The organism is Achromobacter mucicolens (assembly GCF_029866465.1).
GTDB lineage: Bacteria > Pseudomonadota > Gammaproteobacteria > Burkholderiales > Burkholderiaceae_B > Achromobacter > Achromobacter mucicolens.
This window is the reverse complement of record NZ_CP123364.1, coordinates 784243-805401: the sequence shown is the minus strand read 5'-3', so window position 1 is coordinate 805401 and position 21159 is coordinate 784243. Positions and strand designations below refer to the sequence as shown.

The following is a 21159-nucleotide window of genomic DNA, read 5'->3' as shown; positions in this document are numbered from 1 at the left end:
AAGCGCGAATTATCCGGCCACATGGCCGTTCGCGTTGGATGCGCACCACGCGGCGAAAGGATTAGTCCGTTTGCTACAGGTTTGCCGCATGGGTGGGCTTACACTGGGCCAATGGATACCTACGATCAGCCCCAATCGCTGGCATCGCCCATCGACCTGTGCGCCGCGATCGACGCGGCCGTCACGGCAGCTCATGCTGGCGCAGCCATCCTGCAATCCTACGCGCACCACCGCGCCGATCTCGTGATCGATCGCAAGGCCCGCAACGACCTCGTGTCCCAGGCGGACCGCGAGGCGGAGGCCGCGATCATCCAGGAATTGAAGGCCCGCACCCCCAAGTTCGGCATCGTCGCCGAGGAAACGGGCGGCAAGGCCCAAGGTGTGGCCACCTGGTACATCGACCCGCTCGACGGCACCACCAACTTCCTGCACGACATCCCGCATTACGCCGTCTCGATCGCCCTGATCGCGCATGCCGGCACCTCGATGTCCGCCAACGAAACGCTGGCCGAAGACACGCCGGTCATCGGCGTGGTCTACGACCCCAGCCGCGAAGAGCTCTTCACGGGCGTGTACGGCGTGGGCGCGTGGCTCAACGGCCGCCGCATCTCGTGCTCGCGCACGCAGACGATCGAAGACGCCGTGCTGGCCACGGGCTTTCCGTTCCGCGATTTTTCGTTCGCCGCGCAATACATGCCGATGCTGCACGACGCCATCAACCGCGCGCGCGGCGTGCGCCGCATGGGCGCCGCCGCGCTCGATTTGGCCTGGACTGCCTGCGGCCGGTACGACGGCTATTGGGAAATGGGCCTGGCGCCCTGGGACGTGGCCGCGGGCACGCTGATCCTGCGCGAGGCGGGCGGCGTGTGCACCGACATGCACAAGCAGGATCCCTGGCCGATCGGCGGGCGCGTCGTGGCGGGCAATCCCGCCATCGAACGCGCGCTGCACGAAATGATTGCGCCTCACCTGAACAAGCAAGGCTGAGGCGCCCCGCTAGGCGGACGTCTTCGCGGGCGCCGCGGCCTGCGCGTCAGGCCGCAGTTCGCGGCGCAGGATCTTGCCCACGTTGCTCTTGGGCAGCTCGTCGCGGAATTCAACGAAGCGCGGCCGCTTGTAGCCTGTCAGCTTGTCCTTGCACCATTGCTGCACCTGGGCTTCGGTCAGCGACGGGTCTTTCTTCACGACAAACACCTTGACCGCCTCGCCGGAGTGCTCGTCCGGCACGCCGATCGCCGCGCATTCCAGCACGCCCGGATGCTGCGCGACCGCGGCCTCGACCTCGTTCGGATAGACCTTGAAGCCGGACACCGCGATCATGTCCTTCTTGCGGTCCACGATGCGGGTGTAGCCCTGCTCGTCCATGATGCCGATGTCGCCGGTCCGAAAGAACCCATCGGCCGTCATCGAATTACGCGTCTCGTCGGGCTTGCGCCAGTACCCCAGCATGACCTGCGGCCCGCGAATCCCGACCTCGCCACGTTCTCCGAGCGGCACCTCGTTGCCGGCATCGTCCAGGATCGCGACGTCCGTCGACGGCAGCGGCAGCCCGATGGAGCCGGAATACGCGGTGGCGTTGGTGGGATTGACCGTCGCCACCGGCGACGTCTCGGACAGGCCGTAGCCCTCGATCAGCGGCCGGCCCGTGATCTTCAGCCAGCGTTCGGCCACCTGCTGCTGCACGGCCATCCCGCCGCCCAGCGTCAGCCGCAGGCCCGAGAAATCCAGGCGCGCAAAGTCCTCGTTGTGCGCCAGCGCGTTGAACAGCGTATTGACGCCGGGAAACACATTCACCGGCGTCTTGCGCCACGCATTGATGAGCGAAGGCTGGTCGCGCGGATTGATGATGAGCACGTTGCGCATGCCCGCGTGCAGGGCATAAAGACCGCACACCGTCATGGCGAACACGTGATAGAGCGGCAGCGCGCTGATGATGGTGAGCTGCTGGTCCGCCATGTCGTGCACGACCGGCTGCGCGACCGCCTCGGTCTGCAGCACGTTGGCCACCAGGTTGCGGTGCGACAGCATGGCGCCCTTGGGCACGCCGGTGGTGCCGCCCGTGTACTGCAGCACCGCCACGTCGTCCATCGAGATGGCCGGCGGATTGAAAGGCAGGTGCGCACCCTCGTGCAGCAGCTTGGGCAGCGCCAGCGCGCCGTCGATTTGCCACGGCGGCACGATCTTCTTGATGTAGCGCGCGGCCAGGTTGACCAGCGGCGCCTTCAGGCCGCCAAGCAGATCGCCGGGCCCCGTCACGACGATGTGCTTGAGTTCGCCGCGATCGGCGACCTGCTGCAGGGTATGCGCAAAGTTTTCCAGGATGACGATGACGGACGCGCCGCTGTCCAGCAACTGGCGCTGCAATTCATCGGCGGTGTAGAGCGGATTGACGTTCACCAGCGTCATGCCCGCGCGCAGCGATCCCAGCATGCACACCAGATAGGCCGGCACGTTGGGCATCATCAGCGCGACCCGGGCGCCCTTTTCAAGATTCAACCCTTGCAGCCAGGCCGCGAACGCGCGCGCGTGCCCGTCCAGCTGCGCATAGGTGATGTCGCTGCCCATCGCCGTGCAGGCGATGCGCGTCGCGTACCGCTTGCAGGCCCGGTCCAGCAAGTCGGTCAGCGAGGAATATTCCTCGGTGGAGATCTCCGCAGGAACGCCTTGGGGATACTGAGCAAGCCACGGACGCGTCATGGTATTTGTCTCCATTAAATTGATTTTTGAATGATGATACCCTTTGTCCGTTCCCCCTATTTCCCCCGAGTTCGCTCATGAAACTCCTTGAACCCATCGTTGCCTGGCACCAGGATATTTCCAAGATCCGACGCGACATCCACGCGCATCCCGAACTGGCCTTCGAAGAGTTCCGCACCGCCGATGTGGTGGCGGCCAAGCTCGAGGAATGGGGCATCGAAATCCATCGCGGGTTGGGCGGCACCGGCGTCGTGGGCATCATCCGCGGCAACCAGCCCGGCGATCGCGCGGTGGGCCTGCGCGCCGACATGGACGCGCTGCCCATGCAGGAAGCCAACACGTTTGCGCACGCCAGCAAGAACGACGGCAAGATGCACGCGTGCGGCCACGACGGCCACACCGCCATGCTGCTGGCCGCGTCGCAATACCTGGCCGAGCACCGCGATTTCGCGGGCACGGTCTATGTGATTTTCCAGCCCGCCGAAGAAGGCGGCGGCGGCGCCAAGCGCATGATCGACGATGGCCTGTTCACGCGTTTCCCGATGGAAGCGGTGTTCGGCATGCACAACTGGCCCGGCATGAAGCCCGGCCAGTTCGGCCTGACGCCCGGCCCCATCATGGCCTCCAGCAACGAATTCTCGATCGTCATCAAGGGCAAGGGCACGCACGCCGGCATGCCGCACCTGGGCATCGACCCGGTCATGGCGGCGGTGCAGATGGCGCAATCGCTGCAGACCATCGTCACGCGCAACCGCAATCCGCTGGACGCAGCCGTGCTCAGCATCACGCAGATCCATGCGGGCAGCGCCGACAACGTGGTGCCCAACCATGCCGAATTGCGCGGCACGGTGCGCACCTTCACGCTGGACGTGCTGGACCTGATCGAACGCCGTATGGAAGAAATCGCGCGCCACACCAGCGCGGCGATGGACTGCGAGGTCGAGTTCACCTTCCAGCGCAACTATCCGCCCACCATCAACCACCCCGAGGAAGCGGCGTTCTGCGCCGACGTGCTCCGCGACATCGTCGGCGACGCCAACGTCAACGCGAACGTGCAGCCGACCATGGGCGCCGAAGACTTCGCCTTCATGCTGCAGGAACTGCCGGGCTGCTACGTCTGGATCGGCAACGGCACCGGCGAGCACCGCGACAGCGGCCACGGCCTGGGCCCCTGCATGTTGCACAACGGCAGCTACGACTTCAACGACGATCTGCTGCCGCTGGGCGGCACGTACTGGGTGCAGCTCGCGCTCAAGCGGCTGGCCAAGGCCTGAGACCGGCCTAGCCCTCCTGCCCGCCGACCGCCAGGCACATCGCCAGGAAGCGCTCGGCGGCGCGCGCGGCGGCATCGGCGTGCGGCACCAGGATGCTCAGGGTCCGCGTGAGCGGTTTGGGCAACAGCCGCAGGGCCGCCAGTGCGCCGTCTTCGTGCCGCATCGACATCACCGACACGAAACCCACGCCCAACCCTGCCCGCACGGCCTGCTTCACGCCTTCCACCCCGGCCAGCTCAAGGCCGACAGACGGGGCCAACCCGCCATCGCTGAAGGCCCGTTCCACCAGCCGGCGCACGCCGGAACCCGGTTCACGCATCACCAGCGGCGAGGCCGCCAGATCCCGTAGCGTCACGGCGCCCTTGTGCGCCAGGGCATGATCGGCCCGCACGATCGCCACGACCTCGTCCTGGCGCCACGCGTGCACCGCGGTATCGGCGGGCAATCCGGCGGGCACATCCCCTTCAATGAACGCCAGATCCAGCGCGGGCAGGCGCTCGACGATCTCGCGCGTGTTGCCATCGGACAGGTGCAGGCTCACGGCGGGGAAGTCGTGGCGAAAGTCCGCAACCAGACGGGGCAGCAGATAGCTGGCCGGCGTGGTGCTGGCGCCCAGCCGCAGCGCGCCGGTTTCCAGCCCGCGCCACGATTCCCGCACGGCCTGCGCCTGCCGGTACACCTGCCTCAACTGGCGCGCCTGCTCGGCAAGGCGCTCGCCGGCTTCGGTCAGCGCGATGCCGTGGCCGCTGCGGCGGTACAGGGGCTCGCCAAACCACTCCTGCAAGGCGCGCAGCTGGCCCGAGACCGCCGGCTGCGACAAATGCAGCGCCTGGGCGGTGCGGCTGATATTTCCGGTATCGGCGACCGCGGCGAACGTGAGCAATTGATCCGGCGTCATAAGCGAACTGATATCAGATTTTCTGATATTCAATATTTAGATTGAAGATTTTTCAAATAATACGGCCGGATCTAATATTTCGTCTAGTTATGTAGTTATGCCCAAAGGGCCAGTAATGAATACCTCCACCACCACCGCCGTTCCGCTTCCCTCCACCCCCGCCGCCGCCCCGGCAGCGCCCGCTGCCGCGGCCACGCCCTGGCGCGACAAGCTCAATGGCGTGTTGTTCGTAGGCTTGATGGCCGGCGCAGTGATGCAACTGGCCGATCTTCCCTTCATCCGCCAACTAGGCTTCTCGCCGCTGGTCGTGGGCATCGTCGTCGGCATGCTGTACGGCAACTTCCTGCGTGGCACCATGCCCGCCGACTGGGGCGTGGGCGTGAACTTCACGGCGCGCCGTCTGCTGCGCATTGCGGTTGCCTTCTATGGCCTGAACATCAGCATCCAGCAGATTGCCGCCGTCGGCATGCCGGGGCTGGCCGTCTCGGTGGCCGTGGTGGTGGGCACGCTGCTGATCGGCACCGTGGTCGGCCAACGGCTCCTGGGCCTGGATCGCGACACGGCCATGCTGACCGCTGCCGGCAGCGCCATCTGCGGCGCGGCCGCGGTGCTGGCCTTCGAACCGACGCTGCGCGCCGCCCCCCACAAGAGCGCGGTGGCCGTGGCGACCGTGGTGCTGTTTGGCACGCTGTCGATGTTCCTCTACCCGGTCTTCTATCACGCGGGCTGGCTGAACTTCGACACCCAGGCGCTCGGCATCTATATTGGCGGCACCGTCCACGAGGTGGCGCAGGTGGTTGGCGCGGCCAGCAACATCGACCCCGCCACGACCGAAGTCGCCACCATCGTCAAGATGACCCGCGTGGCGCTGCTCGTGCCCGTGCTGCTGATCCTGGGCATGTACCTGCGCAGCGCCGCCTCGCACGCGGGCGGCGGCCAGGGCAAGGGTCAAAAGCTGCCCATCCCCTGGTTCGCCGTGGGCTTCCTGGCGCTGGCCATCGTCAATTCCCTGAACATCATTCCCGCCGATATCGTCGCCGCCATCCGCCGGCTCGACGTCTTCGCGCTGACCATGGCCATGACCGCGCTGGGCATCGAAACCCGCTTCGCCCAGATCCGCAAGGCCGGCCCGCGTGTCATGGCCCTGGGCTTCATCCTTTACGTCTGGTTGTTGGTTGGCGGCTACGGGATCGTCAAGCTGGCGACCTGATGACCACGCAAGGCGACGGCGGCGGGCGTCAACGCGCACGCCGCCGTCGCGTTTTTCCTGCATAATCGGCTGGTTCTCTAGCATTGGAGTCGGCCGCATGACCTCCAGCACCAAAACCCCGTTTACGACTCTGCCAGCCCATCGCGACGCGGTGTTGCGCGTCATGCCGATGCCGGCCGACGCGAACATCCACGGGGACGTTTTTGGCGGCTGGATCATGTCCCAGGTAGACATCGCAGGGTCCATCCCTGCCGCCCGCCGTGCCGCCGGCCGCGTGGCCACCGTGGCGGTCAATGCCTTCCAGTTCAAAGAGCCCGTGTTCGTGGGCGACCTGCTCAGCTTCTACGCCGCCATCGTCAAGACCGGCACCACGTCCATCACGGTATCCGTCGAGGTCTACGCGGAACGCCAGCGCCTGGACGCCGAAGTCGTCAAGGTCACCGAGGCCACGCTGACCTACGTCGCCACCGACGAAGCGCGGCGCAGCCGCCCTCTCCCCACACTTTGAGCCGTAACGCATGACGCAGTCCGCCGCCGCGCAGAAACCGCCCGCGACGCCCCGCCGCCTCGACCCGGAAGACGCCCAGACCGCCCTCGCGGAAGTCCAGGAGCGCTTGCGGCGCCAGCACCTCGTCGAAGAACTGGTTCACCGCCAGGAAGAAGGCGACGCCAAGGCGCCCCTGGTCGAAGACCTGGTGCACCGCCAGCACGAAGCCGAGTTGAAAACGCTTGTCGACGGCCTGCACCCCGCCGACATCGCCTTCATCCTCGAATCGCTGCCCAAGGACGAGCGCCAGGCGATCTGGAAGCTGGTCAGCCCTGAGCACGACGCGGACGTCCTGCTCGAAGTCGAAGACTGGGTCCGCGAATCGCTGATCGAGGCGATGGACCGCCAGGACCTCGTCGCCGCTACCGAAAGCATGGACGCGGACGAGCTCGCCGACCTGGCGCCCGACCTGCCGCCCGACGTGGTGGCGGAAGTGCAAAAGGGCCTGACCGAGGAAGAACGCGCGCAGCTTCTGGAAGCCATGGGCTATCCGGAAGACAGCGTCGGCGCCATCATGGATTTCGAGATGGTGCGCGTGCGCGAGGACGTCACGCTCGAGGTCGTGCTGCGCTACCTGCGCCGGCTGCACGAACTGCCCGACCACACCGACCAGATCTTCGTCGTTGACCGCCAGGACAAGCTGCAGGGCATCCTGCCGCTGTCGCGCCTGTTGGTCAGCGAGCCCGAAACCGAAGTGCGGGCAGTCATGAATTCCGACTTCCTGACGCTGAACCCGCTGGATTCCGACGCCGACGCTGCCGGCGCCTTCGAACGTTATGACCTGGTGTCCGCCCCCGTGATGGACGACCAGGGCCGGCTGATCGGCCGCGTCACCATCGCCGACGTGGTGGACGTGATGCGCGAAGACTCGCAAGAGCAGGCGCTGTCGCGCGCCGGTCTGCAGGAAGAAGACATCTTCGCCCCCGTCACCACCGCGCTGCGCAACCGTGCGCCGTGGCTGCTCTTCAATCTCTGTACCGCCGCCACGGCGTCGTTCGTGGCATCGCAGTTCGAAGGCACGGTCAGCCAGATCGTCATCCTGGCCTTCCTGATGTCGATCGTGGCGGGCATCGGCGGCAACTCCGGCAACCAGACCATGACGCTCATCATCCGGGCGCTGGCCATGGGCCGCATCACGGGCCGCAACCTGTGGCAGCTCGTCAAGCGCGAGCTCTTCGTGACGCTGCTGGTGGGACTGTGCGGCAGCGTGGTGGCCGCCCTGTTCGCGTGGGTGATCTCGCACTCCGTGTCCATCGCGCTGGTGATGATGGCCGCCATGATCTGCAACATGCTGGTCGGCGCGTCGGTCGGCGTGCTGGTGCCCATGGTGCGCGCACGATTCGGCAAGGACCCGGCGATGGGCTCGTCGGTGCTGCTCACCTTCGCCACCGATTCGCTGGGTTTCTTCATTTTCCTGGGCCTGGCCACCATCTTTCTGTTGTAGCGCCCTCGCCACGACACGCCGCCGGATCGGCGGCAATACCCCCGAATGCGCGGGGATGACAGCCCCCTGACAGGGAAGACGACATGCACTCCGTTACAGTAACGGAACTGTCATCTTTTCCCTGGGGCCGCCATGACCACCAGACTCCGAGCCGCGCTGTTCTGCCTGCTGTTGTCCGTCTTCACCGTTACCGCCCACGCTTGCGAAGACATGCCCTCATGGGCCAAGTCCGCGTGCAACCGCATCGACCAGATCTGGACCGAAGGCGGTAATGACCTGTATGTCAGCGGCTACGCCTGGCACAACCGCGCCAAGTACAGCGCCGAAAAGATCGACAGCTTCCGTGAATTGGCCTGGGGCGGCGGCTACGGGCGCAGCATCTACGATGAGGACGGGGATTGGCAGGGACTGTACGCGATGGCGTTTCTGGACTCGCACTCGAAGGTGCAGCCCATTGCCGGCTACGGCTTTCTGAAAATCGGCCAGGTCAGCGACAACTTCCGGCTTGGCGCGGGCTACACGGTGTTCCTCACCGCGCGCCACGACATCATGAGCTACGTGCCGTTTCCCGGCATCCTGCCGCTGGTCAGCGCCGGCTACAAGGACGCCATGCTGTACGCCACGTATATCCCGGGCTCAAGCGGCGCCGGCAATGTGCTGTTCGTGTTTGGCCGCTGGCAATTCTGATCGCGTCAGAACGCATGGCCCAACTTGCGCACCAGGTCTCCCAGGCGCCAGTCGTCGATGCCGTGCGCGCGCAACGCACGCGCCGTTTCCACCACGTAGTCCAGACAAGGCCCGGAATGCCCGACCGCATTGCGCACGGACGCCAGCAGGCGGTCGTCGCACAGGTCAGCTGCGTACTCGCGGCAGGCGCGGTTCAACAGGAACACCAGTCCGCGCACGGGCGCATCGTCGGTGTGGCAGGTCAGCCAGCGCGGGCTGTAGGCGCCCGTGACCATCTCGCGCCGCCATAAGGCCTGAAAGACCTGCGGCACGTCGCTGGCCGCGATCTGAAACGCGACGCCCCGGCAACAGCCGCCACGGTCCAGGCCGAACACCAGCCCCGGATTGTCCGGCGATCCGCGGTGGTCATGCGACCACAGGCAGAGCGAGCGATGATAGCCCCGCACCGTGGCCAGGCGCCGTTCGCGCCAGGAAAAGCCGGGGTGCCATATCAGGGAACCGTAGGCAAACACCCACAGGTCGTCGACGCCGTTCCAGCCGGCCAGCAGGTCATCCACCGATGCTGCTTGCCGCGTTTTCTGCAATCCGGCGCAGCCGGCGGGCACTGCCAACGACATAGGGTCCTCTGATATCCCAAATCACTCCAAGACTGGAGTGAGCGATATCCTACGCCGCCCCTCACGCAAAAGCATTGCCAGATTGGGCCTGCGCAACGCGCAGAAAGAAATTTGCATCCGCGGCGGCGCGCGCGGCAGAAAAAAATTTGCGCGCCGCGCGCCTACACCGCGTTCAGGGGCAATTCCGTGGTGCTTTTGATGACTTCCATCGAGAAGCTGGCGCTGACGTCCAGCAGGTCCACTGCCCCGATCAGCCGGCGGTAGAAGCGGTCATAGGCCGCCATGTCCTCGACCACCACCTTCAGCAGATAGTCGACGTCACCCGCCATGCGGTGAAATTCGACGACGTTGGGCAACGCCATTACCGCGTTGATCAGGCTTTGCGTCCACTTCTCGTTGTGCTGGCTGGTGCGGATGGACACGAACACCGTCAGGTTCAAACCCAGCGCGCGCGGGTCCAGCAGGATGGCATTGCGCGCGATGACGCCGTCATCCTTCAGCTTCTGGATGCGGCGCCAGCACGGCGTCACGGAAAGGTTCACTTGCTCGGCCACTTCGGCGACCGAACAGGTGGCGTCCTTTTGCAGCAACGCGAGTATCTTGAGGTCCGTCTGATCCATGGATGTTTTTGATGCCATCAGTAGGTCCCGGGGTAACCGCCCCCGTCGATCAGCAGATTCTGCGCCGTCATGTAGCCGGCGTGGGCCGAGCAGACGTACGCGCACAGCGCGCCCAGTTCCTCGGGCTGGCCGTACCGGCCGGCGGGATTGCTGCGCGCCCGCTCGTCCCACAGTTGTTCGAATGTCTTGCCGCCCTGCTCCACCATGCCCTGGATATGCCGGATCTGCGCATCGGTGGCAAAAGCGCCAGGCAAGAGGTTGTTGATCGTGACGTTGTGGCGCACGGTCTGGCGTGCCAGGCCGCCCACGAAGCCGATCAGCCCCGAGCGCGCGCCATTGGACAGGCCCAGCTCGGCGTGCGGCGCCTTCACGCTGCGCGACACAATATTGACGATCCGGCCAAAGCGCCGCTCGACCATGCCGTCCACCACGCGGCGGATCATGTCGATCGGTCCCAGCATCATGGCGTCCAGCGCGGCAATCCAGTCGTCGCGGGACCAGTCCCGGAAGTCGCCCGGCAGCGGGCCGTCGGCGTTGTTGATCAGGATGTCCGGATGCGGACAGGCGGCGATTGCCGCGTCGCGCCCCTGGGGGAGCGTCAGGTCGGCGGACACCCAGCCCACGCCGACGCCGGTTTCACGCGATATCTCGGCCGCAGCCTCCTCCAGCGTCTTCGGATTGCGCGCCGCGATGGTCACCGCCACGCCCTCGCGCGCAAGCTGCAAGGCGCAGGCGCGCCCCATGCCGCGGCTGCCGCCAAACACCAGTGCCTTTCTGCCGCTGATCCCCAGGTCCATGCCCGCCCCCTCTGCTGTCGCGTTGACGGCGCCGGGCGCCCGCGGCCCGCCGCTCTGAAGCGGTCCAGTATAGGAGCGCGCCCGCCGGCGTGGAATTTTTTTCTAATCCGGCCGGCCAAGAAAAATGGGGCCCCGCGAAGGGCCCCATCGGCAATGCAGCGAATGCGGCTAGCGCATCAGCCCATCCATTGGCTCACGGGCGCCGCGGCGTCTTGCAGCGGCTGCGTCACCACGTCGATCAGCGCGGGGCCGTCGTGTTCCATGGCGGCCTTGATCGCCGCGTCCAGCTTGGACGGATCCTCGACGCGCCATGCCTTCACGCCGTAGGCTTCGGCAATGCGCGCATGGTCGGTGCGGTTGAAGTCCACGCTGTAGTAGCGCTTGTCGTAACCGGCCTTCTGGCTGGCCTTGATCCAGCCATAGACCGAGTTCGAGAACACCACCATCAAGAGCGGCGCCTTGTGACGCACGATGGTTTCCAGCTCGCCCACCGTGAAACCGAAGCTGCCGTCGCCCATCACCGACACGCACTTGGACTGCGGACGGCCGACCCAGGCGCCCAGCGCCGCCGACATCGAAAAACCCAGCGCGCCATGAGCGCGGTTGGTGATGAAGTGGCGGCCGGGGCGCGAGACATCGTAGTACGCCGAAAAATACGGGCACGGCGTGCCGGGATCCGCGCACACCACCGCGTCGTCGGGCAGCAGGCGGTTCAGCGACTGCACCACACGCTCGGGCAGAATCGGCGCATCCAGGCTGGCGGCCAGCGGTTCAAGCTGCGCGCGGCGCGCGGCCTTGGCGCGGCCGGCCAGCATGGCGCCGTCGGCCGCATCGGAGGGCCGGTGCTTGATGCGCGCCTGCACTTCGGCGGACAGCGCCTCGAGCGCCAGCTTGGCGTCGCCCACCAGGCCGACTTCGGTCAGGTAGTTGGCGCCGATCACCATCGGGTCGATGTCGATGTGCAGGATCGGCACATCGCGATTCGGGAAGCGCCAGTGCTCGGTCGAGGTCGACCCCGCGCGGCAGCCCACGAAGAGCACCACGTCGGCGGCCGCCACCACATCGCGCGTCGCCATCACGCCGCCGTTCGAGCCCACCACACCCGCGTTCAGCGGATGGGTGTCGGCCAGGCTGCCCTGCCCGCTCACCGTCACGCAGACCGCGGCCTTCAGGGACTCGGCCAATTCTTGCAGCGCGCCGCTGGCGCCGGCGATGACCACGCCGCCACCGCAGATGATGACCGGCGAACGCGCGGCCACCAGCCGCTGCGCCGCGCGGGCCACGTCGGCGGGGTCCGGCGCAAAGCGCATGGCCGGGAAGCTGCCGTGCTCGGGCTGGGCCCAGACATCGGACGCATCGACCTGCTGCTTCATCACGTCATAGGGAAAGCACAGGTGCGCCGAGCCGGGCTTGCCGGTCGTCATGGCGCGGAAGGCCGCGCGCACCATGCCCGGAATCTGGTCCGCGCGATCGATCGTGCGGTTCCACTTGGTCAGCGGGCGGTACAGCGCCTCCTGGTCCAGTTCGGTCAGCGGGTACTTGCCGCGCGAACCGACAGCCACGTCCGACGTGATGCCCAGCACGGGAATCGACGATTCGTTGGCTTCGACTAGGCCCGGCAGCAGATAGGTCGCGCCGCCGCCGCTGGGGCCTTCGCACACGCCGACCTTGCCCGTCACGCGGGCATAGGCATCCGCCATGTAGCCGGCGCTGCGCTCATCGCGCGTCAGGATGTGCTGCATGCCGTGATCCAGGCGGTACAGCGCGTCATACAGCGGCAGCGTGGTGTCGCCGCACAGGCCGAAAATGTGTTTGACGCCGTTGTGTTGCAGCATCCGCACCATCGCTTCGGCGCCGTTCATGTGTTCCATGTCATCTCCACGTAATTCAGGAGCCGGCCCGCAGCGGCGGCATTGCCGCCGCGCCGGACCGACGCCGTTCAGTTATCCAGATTGATGTTGCTGCTCTTGATGAAGGCGCTCCAGCGGTCGTATTCCGACTTCACGTACGCATCCAGCGCCGGGCCATCGGAGGCCACGATCTCAAAGCCCGCTTCCGTGACCTTCTTCTTGATCTCGGGATCGGCCAGCACCGCCTGGAAATCAGCCGTCAGCTTCTTGACGGTGGCCGGCGGCGTGCCCTTGGGCGCGAACATGCCGCTCCACGAATAGGCGACAAAGCCCGGAAAGCCCGATTCGGCCACGGTCGGCACATTGGGCAGTTCGGGCAAGCGCTTCTCGCCGGCAACCGCCAGCGGCTTGATCTTGCCGGCCTGGATCTGGCCGCGCAGCGCCGCAAAGCTCAGCCACGTCATGTTGGCCTGGCCCCCGACCACGGCCTGGATGGCCGGTCCGCCGCCGCCGTACGGTACGTGCAACAGCTCGACCTTGGACAACCGCTTGAGCTCTTCCGGCGCCAGGTGGTTCAGCGAACCGACGCCCGTGGAAGCGTAGTTGAACTTGTTGGGCGGCTGCTTGGCGGCCGCCGCCAGGAATTCCTTCAAGTTGTCCCCGGGCACGCTCGGGTTTGCGCCGATCACGAGCGGAAAGCGCACCGTCTGCCCGATGGCGACAAAATCCTTGAACGTGTCATAGGGCAGCTTGGGCTTCACGGCTGGATTGATGCCGTGGTTGTCAAAGCTGACCAGCAGCGTGTTGCCGTCCGGCTCGGCCCGCGCCACGAATGCGGTGGCGATCTGGCTGGCTGCGCCCGGACGGTTTTCGACGACCACCGCGCGGCCGCCCATCTGCTGCGACAGGCGCGGCTGCAGGATCCGTGCCAGGATGTCGGTGCTGCCGCCCGGCGGATACGGCACGACGAGTATCAGCGGCCGTTCCTCGGCCATCACCGGCGCGGCGACAAAAGCGCCCCCGGCTGCGGCCAGCGTGCATACCGCCGCCAGCGTCCGCTTGATCGTTTTATTCATCAGTTTTCCCCTGCTGTTGTGGTGTTGGCCGGCACTGCCTTGGCGGGTTCGGCCTGGTCCCGCATGTAAATGGTAGAAAAACCCGTGCGTATGACGTCGGTGATCTGGTCCAGCCGCCGGCCGATGTGCGCGCTGATGAGGGCGGGCAACGCGTCGAGATCGCGCCGCTCCAGCGCATCCACGATCCGCAGGTGCTCGCCCTGCGTGTGGCTGCGGCGGCCCTGCTGCATGTCGATCCAACGCACAAAATGAATGCGCGCATTGACGCTTTCCAGCGCGCGCACGAATTCCTCGTTGCGCGAGTAGCGCGCCAGCGCCAGATGAAAGGCTTCATCCAGTTCCAGCAGCCTGGCGGCATCGCTGTCTTCGGGTTCGTCGCGCGAACGCTCGACGAAGGCGCGCAGGCTGGCCAGTTCTTCGTCGGTGGCGCGTTCGCACGCGGCCCGCACGATGCCGGCTTCCAGCACCGCGCGATATTCGTAAAGGCTGTGGATCTGCTTGGCATCCAGCAGCCGCGCGATGAACCCGCGGTTGACCGACCGCGTCAGGAACCCCTCGACCATCAGCTGGTTCAGCACTTCGCGCAGCGGCGTGCGGCTGACGTTCAGGCGGCGCGCCAGTTCAACCTCGTTGATGCGTTCGCCCGGTTTGAATTCGAAACGCACCGCCATCGCCTTGACGGCGCCATACAGTTCGGCCTGTCCGGCCGACGTGCGGGCGGCGCGGGGAGCGGGTCGCGTCGAGGGTTGGGAGAGCGTCATACCGGATCGCGTGGGCAAATTTCCAGTCGGGATGAAGTGCATACTAAAGTGCATACACTTTACGCGGCAACCCGGGTTTGCCCCAAGCGCGCAAGGCCTGCGCCGTCTCACTGCGCGGACGCCAGGGAAACGACAGGCATGAAAAAGCCCGCCGGAAAGCGGCGGGCCGATCGACGGGCAGGCGTACGCGGGTAGCTTACAAGCCCGTATCCAGGGTGTAATGCGCGCCGTCGCGGTTTTCGAGGGTCAGGGTGGACAAGACCGGCGACTGCGCCGCATCGTCCTGCTGGACATGAATGCGCAGGTTCGCCAGCGGCACGTCCCAACCGCCGGTGGCGGCTTCGGCCGTCACCCCGGCCACCAGCGCCAGGCGCTCGGCCACGCCTCGGGCGTCCGCCGCGCGCGCGTCGATACGATGCAGGCTGCGGGCCCCGTTGGGATGCGCCATCAATGCCGGCGCCCAGACGCACTCGGGCGTCAGGTGACGGCAGAAATACATGCGGATGCCGGGCAAGGGCTGCGCGGCAAAGCGCACGGTATGGAATCGGGCCTGAACTTCCTGGCCGTCCAGCATGGCCGGACGGGTCAGCTCCTGCACGGGGTTGACGGCAAAGCCGGCCTCACGCAACCGCGTGTAGGTGGCCTCGGCGTCATAGGTGCGAAAAACCAGCGCTTCCAGCCCGAAAGGCGAATCGGCGATTTCCTTGCGCGCGGGCGGCGCGCCGGGCGGCCATCCCAGCAATTCGACGTACGTGCCTTCCAGCACGATCAGGCGGTTGCACGACCCCAGGTTGTGCACGGCCTTGTCGCTGAGATGAAAGCCCTGCCGTTCGTAATGGGGCGCCAGCGCATCCAGCCGGTCACGCACCATGACGACGGCGTGGTCGAATTCAGTGCGGCCGACGGAATGCAGCATGAAGGCTAACCCCTTTTATCAGACCAGCTTACCGTGGCACTGCTTGTACTTCTTGCCGCTGCCGCACGGGCACGGATCGTTTCGGCCGACCTTGGGCATGGCGTTGCGCGCGGGCTGAGCGCCCGATTCCTGCGCGTCGGACGCCAGCGCCTCGTCGTAGTCCGAGTGGTGGTACTGCACGTTCTGCACGTGCGGTTGCGCCGCTTCGGCTTCGGCCTGCTCGACCTGCTCGGACGACTGCACGCGCACCGTCATCAGCACCTTGACCACATCGTCGCGCACGCGGTCCAGCATGCCCGAGAACAGTTCGAAGGCTTCGCGCTTGTATTCCTGCTTGGGGTTCTTCTGCGCATAGCCGCGCAGGTGAATGCCCTGGCGTAGGTAGTCCAGCGCGGACAGGTGCTCGCGCCAGTGCGTGTCGATCGCCTGCAGCATGATCGAACGCTCGAACTGCGACCACGATTCTTCGCCCACCTGGTCGACCTTGGCCTGGTACGCATCGCGAGCCGCGGCCACCACGCGTTCGCGCAGTTCCTCGTCGTTCAGGTTGGGTTCCTTTTCAAGCATCTCCGTCAGCGGCAGATGCAGGTGCCAGTCGCCTTCCAGCGCATTTTGCAGCGCGGGGATGTCCCACTGTTCTTCCACCGATTCCGGCGGCACGTACGTGTTGAACAGGTCGGTCACCGCGGCGTCGCGCAGGTTGTGCACCGTGGCGCCGACGCTGGCGGCTTCCAGCACGTCGTTGCGCTGCGAGTACAGCACCTTGCGCTGGTCGTTGGCGACGTCGTCGTATTCCAGCAATTGCTTGCGGATGTCGAAGTTGCGGCCTTCCACCTTGCGCTGCGCGGTTTCGATCGAACGCGTGACCATGCCGGCCTCGATGGGCTCGCCCTCAGGCAACTTCAGGCGTTCCATGATGGCGCGCACGCGGTCGCCCGCGAAGATGCGCATCAGCGAATCTTCCAGCGACAGGTAGAAACGGGACGAGCCCGGATCGCCCTGGCGGCCGGCGCGGCCGCGCAACTGGTTGTCGATACGGCGCGATTCATGGCGCTCGGTGCCGATGATGCGCAGGCCGCCTGCCGCCTTGACCTGCTCGTTCAGCGGCTTCCATTCCGCGCGGATCTTTTCAATGCGCGCGGTCTTCTCGGCTTCGGACAGCGATTCGTCGGCGCGGATCAGGTCGACCTGCTTGTCGACGCTGCCGCCCAGCACGATGTCGGTGCCGCGGCCGGCCATGTTGGTGGCGATGGTGATGTGGCCCGGCTTGCCGGCTTCGGCCACGATCTCGGCTTCGCGGGCGTGTTGCTTGGCGTTCAGGACCTCGTGCGGTAGCTTGGCTTTCTTCAGAAGGCCGGACAGCAGCTCGGAGTTCTCGATGCTGGTCGTGCCGACCAGCACGGGCTGGCCGCGCTCGTGGCAGTCACGGATGTCTTCGAGGATGGCGTTGTACTTTTCGCCGTCGGTCTTGAAGACCTGGTCGTTCTGGTCCTTGCGGACCATGGGCTTGTTGGTCGGGATGATGACCGTTTCAAGCCCGTAGATTTCCTGGAATTCGTACGCTTCCGTGTCGGCCGTACCGGTCATGCCGGACAGCTTTTCGTACATGCGGAAGTAGTTCTGGAACGTGATCGACGCCAGCGTCTGGTTCTCGTGCTGGATCTTCACGCCTTCCTTGGCCTCGACGGCCTGGTGCAGGCCATCGGACCAGCGGCGGCCCACCATCAGGCGGCCCGTGAATTCGTCCACGATCACCACTTCGCCGTCCTGCACGACGTACTGCTGGTCGCGGAAGAACAGGGTGTTGGCGCGCAACGCCACCATCAGGTGGTGCATCAGCGCGATGTGACGCGGGTCGTACAGCGATTCGCCTTCGGGCAGGATGCCCAGGCGGGCAAGAATGCCTTCGGCGTGTTCGTGGCCGGCTTCCGACAGGTAGACCTGCTGGCTCTTTTCGTCGACCCAATAATCGCCTTCGGGTTCCGGCTCCTGCGGCTTGGGCTCGTGCGCCATGCGCTTGAGCAGCGGCGGCACCGCATTCATGCGGACGTAGAGTTCGGTGTGGTCTTCGGCCTGACCCGAGATGATCAGCGGCGTGCGGGCCTCGTCGATCAGGATCGAGTCCACTTCGTCGACGATGGCGTAGAACAGCCCGCGCTGGCGGCGGTCCTCAACACGGAATTCCATGTTGTCGCGCAGGTAGTCGAAGCCAAATTCGTTATTGGTGCCGTACGTGATGTCGGCAGCGTAGGCGGCCTTCTTTTCTTCGTTCGGCTGCTGCGGCACGACCACGCCCGTGGACATGCCCAGGAAGCGGTACAACCGGCCCATCCATTCGGCGTCGCGGCGGGCCAGGTAGTCGTTCACCGTGACCACGTGCACGCCCTTGCCGGCGATCGCGTTCAGGTAGACGGGCAGCGTCGCCATGAGCGTCTTGCCTTCGCCCGTGCGCATTTCGGCAATCTTGCCGTTGTGCAGGGCGATACCGCCCAGCATCTGCACGTCGAAGTGCCGCATGCCGAAGACCCGCTTGCCCGATTCGCGCACCACGGCGAAAGCTTCGGGAAGCAGATCGTCCAGGGACGTGCCCTGGGCGTGGCGGGAACGGAATTCGTCGGTCTTGGCCGCCAGTTCCGCGTCGGAGAGCGCGGCGATCTTGGGTTCGAGCCCATTGATCTGGGTTACCAGCTTGCGATACTGCTTAAGCAGCCGATCGTTGCGGCTACCTATGAGTTTTTTGAGCAGAGAAACCATGCGTATTGTCGGCCGCACAAGCCATGCCGCACCGCCAAAGCGTGCGTGGCATCACCCGTGACTTGATGTTATTGGTTGAGCGGGAGTCCGCCGGGAAACGATCCAGTTTAACGCACCTGAAGCGTAATAGCCTGGACCTATGACCAGGGTATCACTGTTGGCCGGTTTGACAGGCCAACCCGCCGTGGGTTCACGGCGCGGCGGCTCGCGCGACGGCGGGCGGCGCGGGCTGTTGCTGGGGACCGAGGAACAGGCGCGGATCCAGCGGCTGTCCGGCAAGGCGGACCTCGAAATGCAGATGCGGACCGGTGGAGCGGCCGGAGCTTCCCACACGAGCGACCTGCTGGCCGCGTTCGACCAGATCGCCCTGCTTGACCAGCAGCGAAGACGCATGCGCGTAGCGGGTGATCAGGCCGTCGCCGTGATCGATCTCGACCATGTTGCCAAAGCCGGGCGCCCATTTGGCCTCAAGGACAACGCCCCCCGAGGCGGCCAGGATCGGCGTGCCCGAGGGCGCGGCGAAGTCCAGCCCTTCGTGCATGGCCGACCGGCCCGTCACCGGGTTGCGGCGCCAGCCATACGAGGAGGTCAGATAAGGGTAATCGGTGATGGGCATGGCGGTCGGCATGCGCGCCTGATCCGCTGAGCGCTTGGTGAGCGCGGCGTCCAGCAGCTTCAGATTGTCGGTTTGCTGCGAGAGCCGCGCCTGGATCTCGTCAAGCTGCCGGCCCAGCGCCTCGGCCGACGCCGCGGTGGGCGGCGGATGGTCGGTGAACAGATCGTCCATGACCTGCGTAGCCTCCGGGTGGGCCGGCGCTTCGGGCGCGGCCGACGCAAGCTGCTGGGCCAGTTCCGGGTCGGTGTAGGCCACGCCCGCCACCTTGGCCACGCGCTGGCCCAGGCCGTCGATGCTGACCAGCTTGGCCTGCAGCGCCCCCACCTTCGAAGCCAGCAAGTTCATGTTTTCACGCAGGAAATCGGCGTCGCGCCCGGGCTGTTCGGACAACGGCCAACCCATCGTGTGCACGGCGGGAAGGATGGGAGTGATGTATCGTTGAAGCGCGGCGCCAAAAATGGCCGCGGTAATCAAGGCGCCCCCCAGAAACAACGCCAGTCGCGCGCCGCCCAGGGTGAAATGCCCGTCCTGCCCTTCGCGGGCGTGCATAATCACGATCTTCAAGGTTTGCTTCCTAATTCTTTTAAAGCCGGCATGAATAGACCCGCTTCATACCGTCAACGTTCCAGTTCCAGCCGGCGCGTAGAAAATACCGCCCTGGGATGGCTGGGTCATGACATGCGGGGCGCCGGCGTGTTGGCGACTGCCCGCAAGCATCTGCAAATTCAGTATGCGGTGGCGGCGGTGTTGCCCGCTCCGCTGGGTGCCGTGTGCCAGGTCGCCAAGCTGGAAAACCTGTGCCTGCACCTGGTGGTGCCCACGGCCGCGCACGCGGCCAAAATGCGTCAATTGGCGCCGCGCATTGCGCGGTCGCTGGCCGATCAAGGCTGGAACCTTAACGAAATTGCCATCAAGGTACAAGCGGGTTTGCCCAAGCCTGGCTCCCGTCAGCCGCGCCCTCCCAAAGAGGCGCAACCCCTAGGCGACAAGGCCCTGGGCGCGTTCGAAACGCTACACGGCAATCTGCGGCCGGGTCCTCTGGCCGACGCCGTCGCCAAGCTCTTGAAGCACCACAAGAGTAGCTGAGCCGACCGGCTTTGTCCGGCAACTGGCAGGGCTGGAAACGTCACGAAACCAACTTTTCAGACCAATGGCCACATGGTCTGCTACCGGTTTGCGACTATCGCGCCAGGGGATGACGGCCAGTGCCGTCCTTAAGCAGGAATCCAAACAGAAACCCGCGCGAAGTCGGGGTCAGGCCCCCGGGCGCGGGTTCAAGGGCAAGCTGGCGTCAGGCCAGCTTCCATTCGTGGCGAAACGCCTGCGGCGCTTCTGCCTGCGATTCGTACGTGACGATTTCCCAGGCGTCGCGCTGCTCGAGCAGCGCGCGGGCCAGCTGGTTATTCAGGCCGTGGCCCGACTTGCACGCCACATAGCGCGCCACCAGCGGCTTGCCAAGCAGATACAGGTCGCCGATGGCGTCCAGGATCTTGTGCTTGACGAATTCATCGTCGTAACGCAGCCCGTCGCTGTTCAACACGCGGTACTCGTCCATGACGATGGCGTTGTCCAGGCTGCCGCCGCGGGCCAGGCCCATCGACCGCAAGGCCTCGACTTCATTCACGAAACCAAAGGTGCGCGCCCGCGCGATCTCACGCACGTACGAGTGCGTGGCGAAGTCGATTTCCGCAAAGTTCGCCGTCGAGTCGATGGCGGGATGGCGGAAGTCGATCGAGAAGGCCAGCGCGTATCCCTCATGGGGTTCCAGGCGCGCCCACTTCTCGTTGCGGCCTTCACCTTCGCGCACTTCTACCGGCTTCAGGACGCGGATGAATTGCTTGGGCGCGTTCTGCTCGACGATGCCCGCCGAGCGCAGCAAATACACAAACGTCGCCGCGCTGCCGTCCATGATGGGGACTTCTTCGGCAGTGAGGTCGACGTGCAGGTTGTCGATGCCCAGGCCGGCCAGCGCCGACATGAGATGTTCCACCGTCGACACGCGGACATTGCCCTGCTGCAGCACGGAAGCCATGCGGGTATCGCCCACGCCCGTGGCTTGCGCGGGCAGGTCGACGACCTGCGGCAGATCCACACGGTGAAAGACGATGCCGGTGTTGGGCTGTGCCGGACGCAGGGTGAGCTCCACCCGCCGTCCGGAGTGGACGCCGACGCCTGTCGTGCGGACGAGATTCTGAATGCTGCGCTGTCGGAACATGAGACTTGGAATTTTGAACCCGGAAGCCGGCAAGATAAGTACGTATTGCCGGCGTAACCGAAGTATTGTAACGCTGTCCGATCCGTGCCGCCATCCAAACTGGGCGCTCAGACCGATGTATACCTCCGTCCCTTATTTATCGTGCAAGGGAAACACGGACCGCTCTGCCTCCGGTTCGCC

General features: G+C 65.6%; 19 protein-coding genes. 7 read left to right on the top strand and 12 right to left on the bottom strand.

Annotation, left to right across the window (positions count from 1 at the left end; all coding sequences use genetic code 11):
* Positions 1 to 111: 111 nt before the first annotated feature.
* Positions 112 to 987: an inositol monophosphatase family protein gene (locus QEP15_RS03640; RefSeq protein WP_142051180.1), complete on the top strand. Its 876-nt coding sequence runs from the start codon at positions 112 to 114 to the stop codon at positions 985 to 987.
* A 9-nt stretch (positions 988 to 996) separates the two neighbouring features.
* Here QEP15_RS03640 and QEP15_RS03635 read toward each other — a convergent pair whose 3' ends face one another.
* Positions 997 to 2697: an AMP-binding protein gene (locus QEP15_RS03635; RefSeq protein ID WP_262761212.1), complete on the bottom strand. Its 1701-nt coding sequence runs from the start codon at positions 2695 to 2697 to the stop codon at positions 997 to 999.
* A gap of 77 nt (positions 2698 to 2774) precedes the next feature.
* On the opposite strand from QEP15_RS03635, the gene QEP15_RS03630 reads away from it, so the two are divergent.
* Entirely contained in the window at positions 2775 to 3971 is a 1197-nt protein-coding gene (locus QEP15_RS03630; protein ID WP_056320815.1) for a M20 aminoacylase family protein, read from the top strand.
* Positions 3972 to 3978: 7 nt separating this feature from the next.
* On the opposite strand, the gene QEP15_RS03625 is transcribed toward QEP15_RS03630, so the two are convergent.
* Positions 3979 to 4869, bottom strand: coding sequence for a LysR family transcriptional regulator (locus QEP15_RS03625; protein ID WP_056320812.1), 891 nt, complete (start codon positions 4867 to 4869; stop codon positions 3979 to 3981).
* 115 nt (positions 4870 to 4984) lie between these two features.
* Here QEP15_RS03625 and QEP15_RS03620 point away from each other — a divergent pair, with 115 nt between their 5' ends.
* The 4 genes from QEP15_RS03620 to pagP all read left to right on the top strand — a co-directional run bounded on the left by QEP15_RS03620 (position 4985) and on the right by pagP (position 8757).
* A complete protein-coding gene (locus tag QEP15_RS03620) occupies positions 4985 to 6079 on the top strand; it encodes a YeiH family protein (protein ID WP_230965007.1) in 1095 nt (364 codons plus the stop codon).
* A gap of 97 nt (positions 6080 to 6176) precedes the next feature.
* Positions 6177 to 6587 carry an acyl-CoA thioesterase gene (locus tag QEP15_RS03615; protein WP_056320808.1) on the top strand — a complete coding sequence of 137 codons (411 nt, stop codon included), beginning with the start codon at positions 6177 to 6179 and terminating at the stop codon, positions 6585 to 6587.
* 10 nt (positions 6588 to 6597) lie between these two features.
* On the top strand, positions 6598 to 8070 hold the full coding sequence (gene mgtE, locus QEP15_RS03610) for a magnesium transporter (protein WP_062841653.1): 1473 nt from the start codon (positions 6598 to 6600) through the stop codon (positions 8068 to 8070).
* Positions 8071 to 8202: 132 nt separating this feature from the next.
* Positions 8203 to 8757, top strand: a complete 555-nt coding sequence (pagP, locus tag QEP15_RS03605; RefSeq protein ID WP_152383395.1) for a lipid IV(A) palmitoyltransferase PagP — start codon at positions 8203 to 8205, stop codon at positions 8755 to 8757.
* Positions 8758 to 8762: 5 nt separating this feature from the next.
* Here pagP and QEP15_RS03600 read toward each other — a convergent pair whose 3' ends face one another.
* From QEP15_RS03600 to QEP15_RS03560, 9 genes are all read right to left on the bottom strand, one after another.
* Positions 8763 to 9374: a gamma-glutamylcyclotransferase gene (locus QEP15_RS03600; protein ID WP_280148439.1), complete on the bottom strand. Its 612-nt coding sequence runs from the start codon at positions 9372 to 9374 to the stop codon at positions 8763 to 8765.
* Between the two features lie 161 nt (positions 9375 to 9535).
* Positions 9536 to 9994, bottom strand: coding sequence for an Lrp/AsnC family transcriptional regulator (locus QEP15_RS03595; RefSeq protein WP_056320797.1), 459 nt, complete (start codon positions 9992 to 9994; stop codon positions 9536 to 9538).
* 17 nt (positions 9995 to 10011) lie between these two features.
* Positions 10012 to 10791 (bottom strand): SDR family oxidoreductase, encoded by a 780-nt coding sequence (locus tag QEP15_RS03590; RefSeq protein ID WP_175157265.1) that lies wholly within the window; start codon positions 10789 to 10791, stop codon positions 10012 to 10014.
* 176 nt (positions 10792 to 10967) lie between these two features.
* Positions 10968 to 12662 (bottom strand): thiamine pyrophosphate-binding protein, encoded by a 1695-nt coding sequence (locus tag QEP15_RS03585; RefSeq protein ID WP_280148438.1) that lies wholly within the window; start codon positions 12660 to 12662, stop codon positions 10968 to 10970.
* 68 nt (positions 12663 to 12730) lie between these two features.
* Entirely contained in the window at positions 12731 to 13717 is a 987-nt protein-coding gene (locus tag QEP15_RS03580; protein ID WP_425285975.1) for a tripartite tricarboxylate transporter substrate binding protein, read from the bottom strand.
* Positions 13717 to 14478: a GntR family transcriptional regulator gene (locus QEP15_RS03575; RefSeq protein ID WP_056320787.1), complete on the bottom strand. Its 762-nt coding sequence runs from the start codon at positions 14476 to 14478 to the stop codon at positions 13717 to 13719. The genes QEP15_RS03580 and QEP15_RS03575 overlap by 1 nt, the downstream gene beginning before the upstream one ends.
* Positions 14479 to 14674: 196 nt before the next feature.
* Positions 14675 to 15394 (bottom strand): VOC family protein, encoded by a 720-nt coding sequence (locus tag QEP15_RS03570; RefSeq protein WP_280148437.1) that lies wholly within the window; start codon positions 15392 to 15394, stop codon positions 14675 to 14677.
* 18 nt (positions 15395 to 15412) lie between these two features.
* Positions 15413 to 18148, bottom strand: a complete 2736-nt coding sequence (gene secA, locus QEP15_RS03565) for a preprotein translocase subunit SecA (protein WP_152383391.1) — start codon at positions 18146 to 18148, stop codon at positions 15413 to 15415.
* A gap of 190 nt (positions 18149 to 18338) precedes the next feature.
* Complete coding sequence (locus QEP15_RS03560) at positions 18339 to 19313, bottom strand: M23 family metallopeptidase (protein WP_152385417.1); 975 nt, start codon at positions 19311 to 19313, stop codon at positions 18339 to 18341.
* A 129-nt stretch (positions 19314 to 19442) separates the two neighbouring features.
* On the opposite strand from QEP15_RS03560, the gene QEP15_RS03555 reads away from it, so the two are divergent.
* Complete coding sequence (locus QEP15_RS03555; protein WP_081101088.1) at positions 19443 to 19850, top strand: DciA family protein; 408 nt, start codon at positions 19443 to 19445, stop codon at positions 19848 to 19850.
* Positions 19851 to 20055: 205 nt separating this feature from the next.
* Here QEP15_RS03555 and lpxC read toward each other — a convergent pair whose 3' ends face one another.
* Positions 20056 to 20979 carry a UDP-3-O-acyl-N-acetylglucosamine deacetylase gene (gene lpxC, locus QEP15_RS03550; protein WP_056320776.1) on the bottom strand — a complete coding sequence of 308 codons (924 nt, stop codon included), beginning with the start codon at positions 20977 to 20979 and terminating at the stop codon, positions 20056 to 20058.
* Between the last annotated feature and the right edge of the window lie 180 nt (positions 20980 to 21159).

Bases quoted from the DNA above. Each gene is read 5' to 3' on its own strand.
- QEP15_RS03590 (WP_175157265.1), bottom strand. From the start codon at position 10,791: ATGGACCTGGGGATCAGCGGCAGAAAGGCACTGGTGTTTGGCGGCAGC.
- QEP15_RS03585 (WP_280148438.1), bottom strand. From the start codon at position 12,662: ATGGAACACATGAACGGCGCCGAAGCGATGGTGCGGATGCTGCAACAC.
- QEP15_RS03595 (WP_056320797.1), bottom strand. From the start codon at position 9,994: ATGGATCAGACGGACCTCAAGATACTCGCGTTGCTGCAAAAGGACGCC.
- QEP15_RS03620 (WP_230965007.1), top strand. From the start codon at position 4,985: ATGAATACCTCCACCACCACCGCCGTTCCGCTTCCCTCCACCCCCGCC.
- QEP15_RS03630 (WP_056320815.1), top strand. From the start codon at position 2,775: ATGAAACTCCTTGAACCCATCGTTGCCTGGCACCAGGATATTTCCAAG.
- mgtE (WP_062841653.1), top strand. From the start codon at position 6,598: ATGACGCAGTCCGCCGCCGCGCAGAAACCGCCCGCGACGCCCCGCCGC.
- QEP15_RS03635 (WP_262761212.1), bottom strand. From the start codon at position 2,697: ATGACGCGTCCGTGGCTTGCTCAGTATCCCCAAGGCGTTCCTGCGGAG.
- QEP15_RS03580 (WP_425285975.1), bottom strand. From the start codon at position 13,717: ATGAATAAAACGATCAAGCGGACGCTGGCGGCGGTATGCACGCTGGCC.
- QEP15_RS03570 (WP_280148437.1), bottom strand. From the start codon at position 15,394: ATGCTGCATTCCGTCGGCCGCACTGAATTCGACCACGCCGTCGTCATG.
- secA (WP_152383391.1), bottom strand. From the start codon at position 18,148: ATGGTTTCTCTGCTCAAAAAACTCATAGGTAGCCGCAACGATCGGCTG.
- pagP (WP_152383395.1), top strand. From the start codon at position 8,203: ATGACCACCAGACTCCGAGCCGCGCTGTTCTGCCTGCTGTTGTCCGTC.
- QEP15_RS03575 (WP_056320787.1), bottom strand. From the start codon at position 14,478: ATGACGCTCTCCCAACCCTCGACGCGACCCGCTCCCCGCGCCGCCCGC.
- QEP15_RS03600 (WP_280148439.1), bottom strand. From the start codon at position 9,374: ATGTCGTTGGCAGTGCCCGCCGGCTGCGCCGGATTGCAGAAAACGCGG.
- QEP15_RS03555 (WP_081101088.1), top strand. From the start codon at position 19,443: ATGCGGGGCGCCGGCGTGTTGGCGACTGCCCGCAAGCATCTGCAAATT.
- lpxC (WP_056320776.1), bottom strand. From the start codon at position 20,979: ATGTTCCGACAGCGCAGCATTCAGAATCTCGTCCGCACGACAGGCGTC.
- QEP15_RS03615 (WP_056320808.1), top strand. From the start codon at position 6,177: ATGACCTCCAGCACCAAAACCCCGTTTACGACTCTGCCAGCCCATCGC.
- QEP15_RS03560 (WP_152385417.1), bottom strand. From the start codon at position 19,313: ATGCACGCCCGCGAAGGGCAGGACGGGCATTTCACCCTGGGCGGCGCG.
- QEP15_RS03640 (WP_142051180.1), top strand. From the start codon at position 112: ATGGATACCTACGATCAGCCCCAATCGCTGGCATCGCCCATCGACCTG.
- QEP15_RS03625 (WP_056320812.1), bottom strand. From the start codon at position 4,869: ATGACGCCGGATCAATTGCTCACGTTCGCCGCGGTCGCCGATACCGGA.